The sequence below is a fragment of the Actinocrispum wychmicini genome, assembly GCF_004345645.1.
GTDB classification, from domain to species: domain Bacteria; phylum Actinomycetota; class Actinomycetes; order Mycobacteriales; family Pseudonocardiaceae; genus Kibdelosporangium; species Kibdelosporangium wychmicini.
In genome coordinates, this window is record NZ_SLWS01000006.1 from 496,936 (window position 1) to 509,850 (window position 12,915).

The 12,915-nt window shown below is 69.9% G+C and carries 15 protein-coding genes; 5 read left to right on the forward strand and 10 right to left on the reverse strand.

Going from position 1 to position 12,915, the window contains the following annotated elements; all coding sequences use genetic code 11:
• Nucleotides 1-11: 11 nt before the first annotated feature.
• On the reverse strand, nt 12-1,628 hold the full coding sequence (locus EV192_RS28535; protein WP_243727122.1) for a DAK2 domain-containing protein: 1,617 nt from the start codon (nt 1,626-1,628) through the stop codon (nt 12-14).
• A 163-nt stretch (nt 1,629-1,791) separates the two neighbouring features.
• Between EV192_RS28535 and rpmB the strand changes: the two genes are divergently transcribed.
• Together rpmB and EV192_RS28545 are read left to right on the forward strand one after the other, a co-directional pair.
• On the forward strand, nt 1,792-1,983 hold the full coding sequence (gene rpmB / locus EV192_RS28540; RefSeq protein WP_132120744.1) for a 50S ribosomal protein L28: 192 nt from the start codon (nt 1,792-1,794) through the stop codon (nt 1,981-1,983).
• 92 nt (nt 1,984-2,075) lie between these two features.
• The gene (locus EV192_RS28545) at nt 2,076-2,990 is read left to right on the forward strand and encodes a hypothetical protein (protein ID WP_132120746.1); all 915 of its coding nucleotides are present in this window, start codon (nt 2,076-2,078) and stop codon (nt 2,988-2,990) included.
• A 1-nt stretch (nt 2,991) separates the two neighbouring features.
• Here EV192_RS28545 and EV192_RS28550 read toward each other — a convergent pair whose 3' ends face one another.
• From EV192_RS28550 to EV192_RS28560, 3 genes are read right to left on the reverse strand one after another with little or no spacing between them, the layout of a single operon-like run.
• Complete coding sequence (locus EV192_RS28550) at nt 2,992-3,666, reverse strand: uracil-DNA glycosylase (protein WP_132120748.1); 675 nt, start codon at nt 3,664-3,666, stop codon at nt 2,992-2,994.
• Between the two features lie 48 nt (nt 3,667-3,714).
• Complete coding sequence (locus tag EV192_RS28555) at nt 3,715-4,236, reverse strand: gamma carbonic anhydrase family protein (RefSeq protein WP_132120749.1); 522 nt, start codon at nt 4,234-4,236, stop codon at nt 3,715-3,717.
• A 25-nt stretch (nt 4,237-4,261) separates the two neighbouring features.
• Nucleotides 4,262-5,227: a thiamine-phosphate kinase gene (locus tag EV192_RS28560; RefSeq protein ID WP_165960649.1), complete on the reverse strand. Its 966-nt coding sequence runs from the start codon at nt 5,225-5,227 to the stop codon at nt 4,262-4,264.
• Nucleotides 5,228-5,336: 109 nt separating this feature from the next.
• Here EV192_RS28560 and EV192_RS28565 point away from each other — a divergent pair, with 109 nt between their 5' ends.
• Both EV192_RS28565 and EV192_RS28570 read left to right on the forward strand, forming a co-directional pair.
• Nucleotides 5,337-5,570 (forward strand): Lrp/AsnC ligand binding domain-containing protein, encoded by a 234-nt coding sequence (locus EV192_RS28565; protein ID WP_132120753.1) that lies wholly within the window; start codon nt 5,337-5,339, stop codon nt 5,568-5,570.
• Between the two features lie 19 nt (nt 5,571-5,589).
• A complete protein-coding gene (locus EV192_RS28570; RefSeq protein WP_243727123.1) occupies nt 5,590-6,126 on the forward strand; it encodes a DUF3515 domain-containing protein in 537 nt (178 codons plus the stop codon).
• Nucleotides 6,127-6,128: 2 nt separating this feature from the next.
• On the opposite strand, the gene EV192_RS28575 is transcribed toward EV192_RS28570, so the two are convergent.
• On the reverse strand, nt 6,129-7,178 hold the full coding sequence (locus tag EV192_RS28575; RefSeq protein WP_132120757.1) for a D-alanine--D-alanine ligase family protein: 1,050 nt from the start codon (nt 7,176-7,178) through the stop codon (nt 6,129-6,131).
• A gap of 11 nt (nt 7,179-7,189) precedes the next feature.
• Nucleotides 7,190-8,584 carry a MocR-like pyridoxine biosynthesis transcription factor PdxR gene (pdxR, locus tag EV192_RS28580; protein WP_132120759.1) on the reverse strand — a complete coding sequence of 465 codons (1,395 nt, stop codon included), beginning with the start codon at nt 8,582-8,584 and terminating at the stop codon, nt 7,190-7,192.
• A gap of 68 nt (nt 8,585-8,652) precedes the next feature.
• On the opposite strand from pdxR, the gene EV192_RS28585 reads away from it, so the two are divergent.
• Complete coding sequence (locus EV192_RS28585; RefSeq protein ID WP_132120761.1) at nt 8,653-9,294, forward strand: pyridoxamine 5'-phosphate oxidase family protein; 642 nt, start codon at nt 8,653-8,655, stop codon at nt 9,292-9,294.
• Nucleotides 9,295-9,299: 5 nt separating this feature from the next.
• On the opposite strand, the gene EV192_RS28590 is transcribed toward EV192_RS28585, so the two are convergent.
• The 4 genes from EV192_RS28590 to EV192_RS28605 form a co-directional block, all read right to left on the reverse strand.
• Nucleotides 9,300-9,731, reverse strand: a complete 432-nt coding sequence (locus EV192_RS28590; RefSeq protein WP_132120763.1) for a cysteine dioxygenase — start codon at nt 9,729-9,731, stop codon at nt 9,300-9,302.
• A gap of 164 nt (nt 9,732-9,895) precedes the next feature.
• Nucleotides 9,896-10,966, reverse strand: a complete 1,071-nt coding sequence (locus EV192_RS28595; protein WP_132120765.1) for a cystathionine gamma-lyase — start codon at nt 10,964-10,966, stop codon at nt 9,896-9,898.
• Nucleotides 10,963-11,970: an NAD(P)H-dependent glycerol-3-phosphate dehydrogenase gene (locus EV192_RS28600; protein ID WP_132120767.1), complete on the reverse strand. Its 1,008-nt coding sequence runs from the start codon at nt 11,968-11,970 to the stop codon at nt 10,963-10,965. Before EV192_RS28600 ends, EV192_RS28595 begins: the two co-directional genes overlap by 4 nt.
• Nucleotide 11,971: 1 nt before the next feature.
• Entirely contained in the window at nt 11,972-12,685 is a 714-nt protein-coding gene (locus tag EV192_RS28605) for a lysophospholipid acyltransferase family protein (protein ID WP_132120769.1), read from the reverse strand.
• Nucleotides 12,686-12,915 lie beyond the last annotated feature (230 nt).

The following is a 12,915-nucleotide window of genomic DNA, read 5'->3' on the forward strand; positions in this document are numbered from 1 at the left end:
CACCGACAGGCTTACTCCACCCCGAGCATCAGCACCGAATCGCGCTGGCCACCTCGGTAGGCCACGAACTCGACCGCTGGGTGGGCGGCGCGCAGGTGCTTCTCCAGGGCGTCGGCCAGGTCTTCGGGGGCGTCCGCGCCGAGCAGGGCCGTGACCAGTTCGCCGCCGACCGACAGCATCCGGTCGACGACCGCGTACGCACCCGTGACGACCTTGTCCGGGGTGGTCGGGCCTTGTTCGATGCGCATCACCTCGCCGTCGGCGAAGCCCAACAGGTCACCGGCGCGGCACGGGCCGATCCACGTGATCGCGTCCGCGTCCGCCACGACCAGTTCGCCTCTGCGGGTCGCCGCGGACGCCTCGGCCATCGCCACCACGTCGTCCCCGGCTCGTCGGGCGGGGTCGTGGACGGCGAGGGCGGCGAGCGCCTGGACCGGCGACACGCACGGGACGACCACGACGTCCTGGCCGCCGGCGACCGCCCTGGTGGCGGCCTCGTCGGCGATCCCGACCAGGCTGTCGTCGCCTGGCAGCACCGTGACGTGCGCGGCCCCGGTGGAGGTGATCAGATTCAGCAGGTCCCATACGTCCGGTTCGTCGTCATCGCCGGCCTCCAGAACCAGGGCGCCCTCGGTCCGGAACAGGTGCGCGATGCCGGCACCACGGGCGGGGATCACGACCACGCGGTTGCGCCGGAACCGGGACGGCACACCTTCCGCGTCGGCGAACCTGGCGACCATGATCCGGTGCGGCCGTCCGGTCTCCACACCCGCCTCGATCGCCGCGCCCACGTCGTTGCAGTGCACATGCACGGTCCACAGCCCGTCGCCGTCGCCCACCACGGACACGCAGTCGCCGAGCCGGCTCAGCGTGTCCCGCAGCGCGCCGGTCTTCGAGTCGGTCGTCGAGTCCAGCAGGTACATGACCTCGTAGCCGAACTCCGTGGACCCGGCCTCGCGCGCGGCCACCGGCGACGACACGGTGTTCGAGTACGGCACGACCGGCTCGTCGCGTTCGTTCACGACCGTGACCAGGGACTCCAGCAACACGAGGACGCCACGGCCGCCCGCGTCCACCACGCCTGCTTCGGCCAGCACGTCCAACTGCTGCGGCGTCAACGCCAACGCGTCCGCGGCTGCCCTCGCCGCCGCGGCCGTGACCTCGTGCAGCACGTTGCTCCGCGTCTTACGCGCGGCGGCGGCCGACGCCGTCAGGACTGTCAGCATGGTTCCCGCGCGCGGTTCCGCGACCGCCTCAGCAGCGAGTTCAGCGGCTCTGACCAGGGCTTTTCCCACGTCGACCGGGCCGGCTTCGACGACGTCACGCAACGTCTCGGCCAGGCCCCGGAGCATCTGGGACACGATCACCCCGGAATTGCCCCGAGCGCCCGCAAGCGCTCCCTTTGCCAGAACGGTCAGCGCCGCGCCCGCTTCGGAACGTTCGTCCACCGGGGCGCGCAGCAGCGACTCCAGGGCCGCGCGCATCGTGCCGAGCAGGTTGGATCCCGTGTCGCCGTCGGGCACAGGGAAGACGTTGATGCCGTCGATGGCCTCGCGCTGGGCGTCGAGAGACCGTACGCTCACCGCCGCCCACCGGCGGATCGCGGCGGCGTCCAGGGCCTGCAGCACGGGTCCGCTCCTCTCGTCATGACGGCTCGCGCGAGGGTAACCGGGGCCGGTTTGTCTCCGCCGGACACCACCCGTTACCCTGACATGGTTGCCCGGCCGGCCCGGGTGTGACTGTTGGCTGGGATGTGTCCCGCCGGCAAATCATCATGGAAAGGACACTGACGTGGCTGCTGTCTGCGACGTCTGCGGTAAGGGGCCGGGCTTCGGCAAGTCGGTCTCGTACTCGCACCGGCGTACCAACCGCCGGTGGAACCCGAACATCCAGACCGTGCACGCCAAGGTCGGCGTCTCTCAGCGCAAGCGGCTGAACGTGTGCACCTCCTGCCTGAAGGCGGGCAAGGTCGTTCGCGGCTGACGTGATTTTCGCCGACGGCCCGGGTGACTCAGCTCGCCCGGGCCGTTTGGCGTGCCCTCGTCGCGGCGTGACGGCCGTGGCATAGTGGCGTGGTGGATACGCTGGGGGCGTTGGCGCACCGCGGTGGCCTGCTGGTTCAACGGCCGGAGTTGTCGGTCGGGGTCGTGCAGGCCGTGTCCCGCACGTCCGGCCTGACCATCGAACTGCTCGCGCGACAGCCGTTGGACCGTCGTGACGCCGTCGAACGGCAGCGTGACATCCGCGCGGGCCAGCGATCCCAGCCGGCGCCCCGGCGGCTGCTGCCCGACTTCGACGAAGGCGAAGGACTGCGGGTCGGCTGGCTCGACCGGCCGGACCACGCGCAGTGGGTGTTCTCGACGCGCGGCGAATCCAGCAGCGGCGACCACTACGAGGGCACGGACGGTCCGAGCACACGGGCACAGTTCGAGCTGCCGCCGACGTTCGACGAAGTGGACTTGGTACTCGCCTGGCCCGAGATCGGTTTCGCGGAGACCGTCACCAGGTTGTCGCTGCCGGACCGGGCCACGGTCGCGGGAGCCACGGTCTCTGTCTGGCAGGCGCCGGTGAACACCACGCCGGTGCCACGGTCGGCGAACCAGCGAACCGCCGACATGCGCGACGAACGACCACACATCGAGGCAGGCAGCATTGTCGCGCAACCGCGGGTTCTGCATCGCGGCCGGGACGCGGTCGTCGTACTCACCCGGCTGACCGAGATCGACTCGCTCCTGTCGTTGGAGCTGGTGAGCATCGCCAGGAACAGCCTGGTCAGTTGGCCCGATCCCGGTGCCACACTCGCGGTTCTCGCCGGCGACGACGTCGTGGAGCTGTCCAGCGGCAACGGCGAAAGCACCGGCGGCAACGGAAGGTTCCACGGCCGGTGCGAGTTCGTCGTCGAGCGACCGGCCACGAACGTCCTCGACCTGCTGGTGGCCTGGACGTCCGCGAAACTGTGGGACGTCCAGGCTCAGATCCAGCTCGAGTAACTCAGGGCAGCTTCCACTCCACCGGCTCCGCGCCCTGCTTGACCAGCAGTTCGTTGGCACGGCTGAACGGGCGCGAGCCGAAGAAGCCGCCGGCCGCGGACATCGGGCTGGGGTGCGCGGACTCGATGCACGGCAACGGGTCGAGCAGCGGCCGGAGGTTACGGGCGTTGCGGCCCCACAGGATCGACACCAGCGGTTTGTCCCGCGCGGCCAACGCCCGGATCGCCTGCTCGGTCACGTCCTCCCAGCCTTTGCCCTGGTGCGAGTTGGGCTTGCCGGGCTGCACGGTGAGCGCCCTGTTGAGCAGCAGCACGCCGTTCTCGGTCCACGGGGTCAGGTCGCCGTTGCCCGGCTTGGGGTGGCCGAGGTCGTCCATGTACTCCTTGTAGATGTTGATCAGGCTCTTCGGGATCGGCCGGACGTCCGGCGCCACCGAGAAGGACAGCCCGACCGCGTGCCCCGGGGTCGGGTACGGGTCCTGGCCGACGATCAACACACGCACGTCGTCGAACGGCTGCTTGAACGCGCGCAACACGTTCTCGCCGGCGGGCAGGTATGTCCGATCGGCGGCGACCTCCGCGCGGAGGAACTCGCCCATCGCCGCGATCTTGTCCGCGACCGGTTCGAGGGCCGTGGCCCAACCGGGATCCATCACTTCGTTGAGGGGACGTGCCATGTCGCCGGAGGATAAACCGCCCGGAAGTACGGCCCGACGTCGGGTTCCTCAGTCGAGCCTGCGCAGGCCGGCCTTGTACGCCTTGATGTTCTCCACGTACTTGTCCACGATCTCCGCCCAGGAGTCCGGCGGCACCTCGTAGCCCTCACGGATCCGCGCGGGCACACCGAGTGCCATCCGGCGCGTGGGGATGTGTCCGTTGAACGACATGACCGCGCCCGCGCCGAGGATCGCGCCCTCCTCCACCACGGAACCGTTGAGCAGCACGGAACCTGACGCGATCAGGCACCCGTCGCCGACGGTCGCGCCTTCGATGTGCACGTTGTGTCCGATGACACAGTTCGCGCCGATCAGCGTCGGGTGGAACTCGGTGCAGTGGACGACCGTGCCGTCCTGGACGCTTGTCCGCGCGCCGACCTGGATGCCGCCGTAGTCCCCTCGCAGCACCGCCTGCGGCCATACGGACGCGTGCGCGTGCAGTGTCACGTCCCCGATGACCGTCGCGTCAGGATGGACGTAACTGTCGGGGTGGATGATCGGCTCGCGGTCTCCGAGGGCGTAGATCGGCACGCTGTTCCTCCACTGTGGACTTCTCTCAACGCCAGTGCTGCCAGCCGCCGGGGCCTTCGTACGGCCGGCCGTCCACGGTGATCCCGTCACCGCGCCAGACCGTGCCGATGGTCACCCAGCCCTCGGGCACCGCGCCCGGCCCCGGGAAGGTCGCCGCCAGCGCGTGGTCCTCGCCGCCGGTGAGCACCCAGTGCCGCGGGTCGGCGCCCAGCGCGGTGCCGACGTCGACCAGTCGCTGGTGCACCTCCAGCAGGTCGGTGCGAACGTCAATGGCCACACCGGAAGCCTCCGCGATGTGGTCCAGATCCGCCAGCAGCCCGTCCGACACGTCGATCATCGCGGTCGCCCCGCTCATCGCCGCCTGCGCACCCGCCGCGTACGGCGGCTCCGGCGCGCGGTGCGCGTTGACCACCGTGACCGGCGACCGGAAACCCCGGCCCAGCACGGCAAGCCCGGCGGCGGACCAGCCCAACCGGCCGCACACCGCGACCACGTCACCGACCAGGGCGCCGGAGCGCAGCACCGGGGCGCGGCCCTGCAAGTCCCCCAACGCCGTGACGGAGATCACCAGCGTCTGCGAGCTGACGATGTCGCCGCCGACCAGGCCGACCCGGGCCCGGCCCGCCTCCTTCCACATGCCGGTGGTGATCTCGTCCACCAGCTCCACTGTGGTCTCCGGCGGGCACGCCAACCCGACCAGCACAGCGGTCGGTGTCGCGCCCATCGCGGTCACGTCGGCCAGGTTCACCGCCACGGCCTTGTGCCCGACCTGCTCCGGAGTGGACCAGTCCAGCCGGAAATGCACGCCCTCCACGAGAACGTCCGTGCTGGCCACCACCCGGCCGTCGGAGGCGACCACGACCGCGGCGTCGTCCCCCGGTCCGAGCAGGGTGCTCGGCGGTTGGGCACGGCCAACCGTCAACCGCTGAATGAGGGAGAACTCACCCAGATCAGCGACAGTGCCCGCCCCCTCTGGCGTGTCCGATCGCACAAATGCCTCCGATACCGAATGTTCGGACCCCCGAACATTCCCCGCGTGGGGTACCTTGCTGACCACGTTCCTACCTTGACCATTCTTGTCCAGACGAAGGGGCACGCCGGTGGTCCACGCATACATCCTGATTCAGACCGAGGTCGGCAAGGCGGCCGCGGTGGCCGCGGAGATCGCCGACATCCAGGGAGTGACCACGGCGGAGGACGTCACCGGCCCGTACGACGTGATCGTGAGGGCCCAGGCGGACAACGTGGACCTGCTCGGCCAACTGGTGGTCGCGCGGATCCAGAACGTGGACGGGATCACCCGAACGCTCACCTGCCCGGTGGTCCATCTCTGACACATGCTGTAGTGGACGGGTGGACAGGCCAAGGGTGCTCGTCGCGGCCGTCGCGGCCGTGCTGCTCATCGTCGGGGTGATCATCGTCAGCCTCGTGTTCGGCTCGCGCGGACGCGACCGGGCCTCGCCGACCCCGCCCGACCCGACCCGGACCGGCCCGGTAGCCCTCGGTCCGGTGATCGCGCCCGCAGCCGGCTCTCCTGAGTGTGGAACGCTGCTGACGAAACTCCCGGCGACCCTGCAGTCCGGCTCAACCGTACTGGCCAAGGTCCCGCTGCGGGAACCGGCCCCACCGGCGACCGCGGCGTGGGCCGACCAACGCGCCGATCCGGTGGTGCTGCGCTGCGGTCTGGACCGCCCGGCCGAGCTGACCCCGACCACGACCCTGCGGGCGGTGTCCGGAGTGTCGTGGCTCCCGGTGGACGGCACGGACTCGACGACCTGGTACCTGGCGGACCGAACCGTCTACGTCGCCGTCACCATCCCGGCCACCGCAGGCACCGGCCCCCTGCAGGACCTGTCGGACCTGATCGGCAAGACCCTGCCGAAGAAGTAGCCCTACCGGAGACCTGTCCCGCGGGCGACGGCGGTCTCCAGCAGGATCGTCACGAGGGACTGGTAGTCCACCCCGGTCACTGCCCACATTTTGGGAAAGGCCGAGCTGGGCGTGAAGCCGGGCATGGTGTTCAGCTCGTTGATCACCAGCTCGCCGTCCGGCCGGACGAAGAAGTCCACCCTGGCCAGCCCCTGGCCGTCCATGGCCTGGAAGGCACGCACCGACAGGGCCCGGACCGACTCGATCGCGGCGTCCCCGATCTTCGCGGGAATGTCCAGTTCAAGGGCGTCGTCCAGGTACTTCGCCTCGAAGTCGTAGTACTCGAAGTCGGCGCTGATCCGTACCTCGGACGGCAGCGACGCCTCGGTCCGGCCGTCCGGGAACTCGAGCACACCGCACTCGATCTCCCGGCCGACGACCATCGCCTCGATGATCACCTTCGGGTCCACAGCCCGCGCGAAGGCGATCGCGCCGTCCAGCTCGTCCCACGATGTGACTTTGCTGATCCCATATGATGAACCGGCGCGGGCGGGCTTCACGAACACCGGAAGGCCCAGCCGGTCCTTCTGCCCCCCGGACAACGTCCGGACGTTCGGCCGCAGCACCTCGTACGCGCCGATCGGCAGCCCTTCGGCGGCCAGCAGCTTCTTGGTGTACTCCTTGTCCATCACCACCGCGCTGGACAGCACGCCCGCGCCGACGTACGGCACGCCGGCCAGTTCCAGCAGGCCCTGGATGGTGCCGTCCTCGCCGAACGCGCCGTGCAGCAACGGGAACACCACGTCCACTTCGGCCAACGTGTCGACCTGGTTCACCGCCACCAGGTCGGTCGACAGGGACGGCAGCTCACGGCCGGTGAGCGCGAGCGTCGCGGGGTCGCCGGGGCCCAGCACCCACCGGCCCTGTGGCGTGATGCCCACCGGCACCACTTCGAACCGGTCGGGGTCGACGTTGGCGAGCACACTCGCGGCCGAGACACAGCTGACCGAGTGCTCGGTGCTCCGGCCGCCGAAGATGACGGCGACTCGGGTTTTGCGCGTCTGCTCGTTCATGCCGCCCGACCTTACCTGTCCCGGTTCGCCTCCTTGAGCAGGTCCACGAGCTGCGGCAACGCGATGAGCAGCTCTTCGCGGGAGCACGCCGAGTAGCCCAACAGGATCCCGTGCCACCGGGCGCGGCCGGCGTGATGCCTGGCCAGGCCGTCGATCCGCATCCCCAGTTCCTCGCCCCGGGTCAGCACGTCCCGCTCGGCCCGCCCGGATGGCAACGGCACCACGACGTGCGCACCGGCGTCGTCACCGAGCACAGCCAGTTCGGCCGCCTGCAACGCGTCCACCACGATGGACCGTCGTTCGGACAGTTCCCTACGCAGCCGCCGCAGGTGTCGACCGAGGTCGCCATGCCGGGCCATCTCGATGAGCACCCGTTGTCCCGCCACCGAAGGACCGATCCCGGTCAGTTCCCGTTGCGCGAGGACGGCGGCCACCACGGCCGGCGGGGCCACCATCCACCCGGTGCCGAGGGTCGGGGTGAGGATCTTGCTCGTGGTGCCGAGATGCACCACTACGTCCGGCGCGAGCGCGGCGAGCAACGGCAGCGGCGCCACGTCATAACGGAGTTCGCCGTCGTAGTCGTCCTCGATCACCAGCCAGCCGTCGCGCCGGGCGCGTTCCACCAGCTTGACCCGCCGTTCGGCCGGCATCCGTCCGCCCAACGGATATTGGTGTGCGGGCGAGCAGTACACCGCACGGACCGAAGCGGGAACCGAGTCGATCCAGAACCCTGCCACGTCCACCTGTGCCGGAACGACTGTCAGGCCGGCGGCGGTCATCGCCTGGACAGCGCGCTGATAACCGGGTTCTTCCACCGCGACTGTGGCGCCGCGGCCGAGCACGGCCGACGCGAGTTCGAACACCGCGGCTGTCGTGCCGCCGGTCGCGAGCACGGTCTCGTCCTCGGCGCCGACCCGCAGCCCGCGGTGACGCAACAGGTGCTCGGCGATGACTTCACGGTATTCCGGCAGGCCGCCGCGTTCCGGCCGAAGCAACGGATCGGCGTCCGCCGCCGCGCGCCAGGAACGACGCCACGCGGCCCGGTCGATCCCGCCCGCCCACGGCGAACCCGGCGTGAGGTCGATCATCGGCCGCCGGTCGACGCTGGATTTCGGGCGGGGTGGCTTCTCCGGCAGGCTCCCCGGCGGCGCGGTGGTGATGAACGTGCCCGAACCGTGCCTGCCCGCGATCCAGCCTTCCGCGTGCAGCTGCTCGTATGCTGCTGCTGTGACCGTCCGGCTGACTTGCAGGCGGGTGGCGAGCGCGCGGGTCGACGGCAGCCGGTCGCCGGTGCGCAGCCTGCCGTCCGCGGCAGCCGACCGCAGGGCGTCGGCCAGCTGCACCGCGAGCGGCGTGTCCAGCTGACGGTCCAGGGTGACCGGCGGTGCCGGCGGGTCGGTCGACACAAGTGGCCTTTCGATTTTCTCTGTTCGTGGCCCTGTCAGAATGCCACTTCAGTGCCGATCCTGGAAACGTGAACCTCTCGCCGACACCTCGAAGCACGATCAAGCGTCTCAAGGACCGCGCCGCGACCGACCGAGCCGCCCTGCACGCCATCCTGGACTCCGCCCTGATCTGTCACATCTCCGTGGTGGTCGACGGGTCCCCGCTCGTGCTGCCGACCGGCTTCGGCCGCGACGGCGACACGCTTTATCTGCACGGCTCGACCGGATCGTTGAGCCTGCGAACCGCCGCCGCCAACGAGATCTGCGTGGCCGTGACACACGTGGACGGCGTCGTCTACGCGCGTTCGGTCTTCCACTTCTCGATGAACTACCGGTCCGCGGTGATCCACGGCCAGGCCCGGCAGCCGGAGGGCGAGGAGAAACTGCACGCCCTGCGGGCGATCACCGAACACCTGGCCCCGGGATCGTGGGACCACGCGCGGCAGCCGTCACGCAAGGAGTTGGCACAGACGTCCGTGCTGGCCCTGGACCTGTCGGAGGCAGCGGTGAAGATCCGCGCGGGCGGGCCGGGCGACGAGGAAGAGGACAAGGTGGCCGACACGGCGTGGGCCGGGGTCCTGCCGGTCGTGCAGGGCTGGGGCGCGCCGGTGCCCAGCGCCGACCTCACCGCCGGCTGGGACGTGCCCGCGCACGTCTCGACCAGGGACTGAACCGTCTACTGTGGATTAACCGGGTGCATCTCCCGCGCACCCTCGTACACGTGGATGCTGACCGCCGGGTCGATGCCGTTGTTCAGCACCTGGTGAACGTAGTCAGGGGCGAACACCCGGGACTGGCCCGGGGTCAGCGTCAGCTCGGTGCCGGCGCGCACGACCCGTTCGGTCAGGGTCCCGGACACCACGGTGAACGCGCCGGTGGTGCGGCCGTGGTCGTGCAGGTCCGTCGACTGGCCCGGCAGCCAGCTCATCAGCCACACCTCATAAACACCCACCCGGTCGACCAGGGTGGCGAAGCGCTCGGCCGGGTCGTACCGCAGCAGGTGCTTCCAGCGGTCGCGGTCCACTGCGAACTCGCGGGCGATCCTGGACGGGTGCGCCGCGGCGAGCGGGGCGGACAGCGCGACAGTGTTCTCGGGAACAGCGAACATCAGGAGTTTTCCTCGGGATACAGGCGGGACGGGACGCGGGCCGATCACCGAGTCAGACACAGCGCGCTCGCGACGAAGGCGAGGTCGATGTGACCCCGTCCGTCAGCCATAGCGCGCATCATGGCGAATAGGAAAGCAGGCCGGTTCCGTCCTCGCAACTCGTATCACTCTTTAGGAAGTGCGGCCAGCACGTCGGCGACCAGATCCGCGGTGTCCTCGCAGCCCGCGGAGAAGCGGACCAGTCCATCCGGCACAGGGTCGCCCCACTGGGCGCGCCGGTCCGCGGTGCTGTGCAGGCCGCCGAAGCTCGTCGCCGCGGTCACCAGTTGGCTCGCGGCCAGGAAGTCGGACACCGCCGCCACCGAAGGCAGTTGAAACGTGAGCACACCGTTGAACCTGCGCATCTGGCGGGACGCCAAGGGATATGCCGGATCCGACGGGGACCCCGGCCAGCGCAGTCCGGTGATCATGGGATGTTCCCGCAGGGCCGCGTACAGCGCGGCCGCGTTCTCGGCCTGCCGGGTCAGCCGAAGATCCAGGGTGCCCAGGCCGCGGTGGGCGAGCCACGTCTCGAACGGACCCGGGACGCTGCCGCCGAGCGTCCGGGACTGTCGCAGCCGTTCGGCCAAAGCCGCGTCCCGGCAGGTGATGTGTCCCAGCACGACATCACTGTGCCCAGCCAACGCTTTGGTATCACTGGCCACAACAACATCAGCGCCCAGCTCCAACGGGCGCTGTCCGAGCGGGGTCGCGGTCGTGTTGTCCACGGCCACAAGCGCGCCCGCCGCGTGCGCCTCGGCCGCCAACGCGGTGATATCGCACACATCCAGGCCCGGGTTCGACGGCGTCTCCACCAGAACCAGTGAGACACCGTCGAATGCGGGCCACGGTCCGGATGTCGGCGCGGTCACCACCTTCAACGGCAGCTCGGCCTGCACGTACTGGCGGGTCAGGAAGTAGCCATCGGACGGCAGCACGATCGTCCCGGCGCACGTTCGCAGCAACGCGGAGATCGCGGCCATCCCGGACGCGAACACCACACATTCGCCGCCGTCCAACGCCCCGATCGCGGACTCCAGCGCCCGCCAGGTCGGGTTGTCCGAACGGCCGTACGTGACCGAACCGCCCAGGTGGAACGCCGACCCGAACACCGGCGACGCCAGAAACGGCGAGTCCGGCCGGGGTTGCGCGGTACCGCCGTGGACACACCGTGTGCCGTCGCCGAAACCGGTCATCGTTCCGGCCGGACCTTGCGGCCGATCAGCTCGGCGCCCGCCTTCTGCGGATCCAGGCCGTCGTGGCAGACCCGATGCACCACATCGGTGATCGGCATGTCCACGCCGTGCCGGATGGCCAGTTCCCGGATCGACGAGCAGGACTTCACGCCTTCGGCCACCTGGCCGGCGGCCGCGGCCAGCGCCTCGTCCAGGGTCTGCCCACGGCCCAGCCGTTCGCCGAAGGTCCGGTTGCGGGACAACGGGGACGAGCAGGTCGCGACCAGATCCCCCAGCCCGGCAAGGCCGGAGAAGGTCAGCGGGTTCGCGCCGAGCTTCTTCCCCAACCGGGACGTCTCGGCCAAGCCACGGGTGATCAGGGTGGCCAACGTGTTGGTGCCGAAGCCGAGTCCGGACGCCATCCCGCAGGAGAGCGCGATCACGTTCTTGCAGGCACCGCCCAGTTCGCAGCCCACCATGTCGGTGTTGGTGTACGGCCGGAAGTACCCGGTCGTGCTCGCGTGCTGCAGCGCCACCGCACGATCGTGGTCGGCGCACGCGATGACGGTCGCGGTCGGTTGCTCGCAGGCGATCTCCATGGCCAGGTTCGGCCCGGACACCACCGCGACCTGATCCGCCGGCACCCGCGCGACCTCCGCGACCACCTCGCTCATCCGCTTGAGGGTTCCCAGTTCCACCCCCTTGGCCAGGCTGACCAGCGTCCGCCCGGCCGGCAGCAGCGGCCGCCAACCCGTCAAATTCGCCCGCAGGCTCTGGCTCGGCACGGCCAGCACGACCGCGTCGGCGTCCGCCAGTGCCTCCGCCGGGTCCGATGTGGACGTCAGGTTTCCGGGCAGCCGCACGCCGGGCAGGTAGTCCGGGTTCTCGTGGCGCTGCCGCACGGCCGCCGAAACTTCCGGCCGGCGCGCCCACAGCACGACCTCAACACCCGCGTCCGCCATAACTTTGGCGTATGTCGTTCCCCATGAACCCGCGCCGAGCACAGCGATCCGCGACAGCTCCATTTCAGCCCTCGGCTTTCTTCGGATTGAAGAAACCCTTCGGGGCCGGCTCGTCACGGATCTCCGCGAGCAGCTTCTTCACCTCGGTCATCACCAGTTCGGTGACCCGCATGAGCGTGACGTTGCTCGTCGCGCCCTCGGCACGATACTGGGACAGATCGACCGGTTCGCCCACATAGACCGTGATGGTCTTGCGGGGGAACGGCCTGAACTTCTTGGTGTAGCCGTTGAGGATCGCCTGGGTGCCCCAGCGGGCGATGGGCAGGACCGGAACGTCGTGGGTGAGCGCGAGCCGGGCCACGCCGGGGAAGGACCGCATCGGCCAGTACTGCGGGTCCTTGGTGATGGTGCCTTCCGGATAGATACACACGATCTTGCCCGCACGCAGGGCTTCGTCCGCGGCCCGCAGGCTGTCGCCGGCGTTGGCCGTGCCGCGGTAGACCGGGATCGTGCCCGCGCCGGCCACGATCCGGCCGGCCACCGGGATCTTGAACAGGCTGTCCTTGGCGAGAAACCGCGGCACCCGCTTGAGCCGGTGCACGAACACCGCGTCGATCACCGGGTCCAGGTGCGAGATGTGGTTGAACACCAGGATCGCGCCGCCCTGCCGGGGAACCCGCTCGGTGCCGCGCGTCACCCGCCGTCCCAGCCAGGTGATCGGGTAGAACACCGCCGCCGCGGTCTTCACCCAGAACCCGTCCTTCTCACGCCTCGCCAAGGTTCCTCCTCCGGTCCAGAGATCCGCCTGAGTCTAAGGCCGCGTCTCGGAGTCCCCGTCCGCGACAGCCGGGCCGGATGCGGTCCCTGGCGCCACCGCCGAAACGCCCGAATACAACCCGGTATTAGGACGCTCCGGCGGCGACGCCAGGAACCGCCCCGATCCCGGCTCTCATCGAACGGGGACTCCGAGACGCGACCTTGCGGCGGCAAGGCCTGCGGGTTTCAGGC

Excerpts from the sequence above, each read along its gene's own strand:
- EV192_RS28550 (WP_132120748.1), bottom strand. The coding sequence starts at position 3,666 with ATGGCACGTCCCCTCAACGAAGTGATGGATCCCGGTTGGGCCACGGCC.
- EV192_RS28575 (WP_132120757.1), bottom strand. The coding sequence starts at position 7,178 with ATGAACGAGCAGACGCGCAAAACCCGAGTCGCCGTCATCTTCGGCGGC.
- EV192_RS28590 (WP_132120763.1), bottom strand. The coding sequence starts at position 9,731 with ATGTTCGCTGTTCCCGAGAACACTGTCGCGCTGTCCGCCCCGCTCGCC.
- EV192_RS28595 (WP_132120765.1), bottom strand. The coding sequence starts at position 10,966 with ATGACCGGTTTCGGCGACGGCACACGGTGTGTCCACGGCGGTACCGCG.
- EV192_RS28600 (WP_132120767.1), bottom strand. The coding sequence starts at position 11,970 with ATGGAGCTGTCGCGGATCGCTGTGCTCGGCGCGGGTTCATGGGGAACG.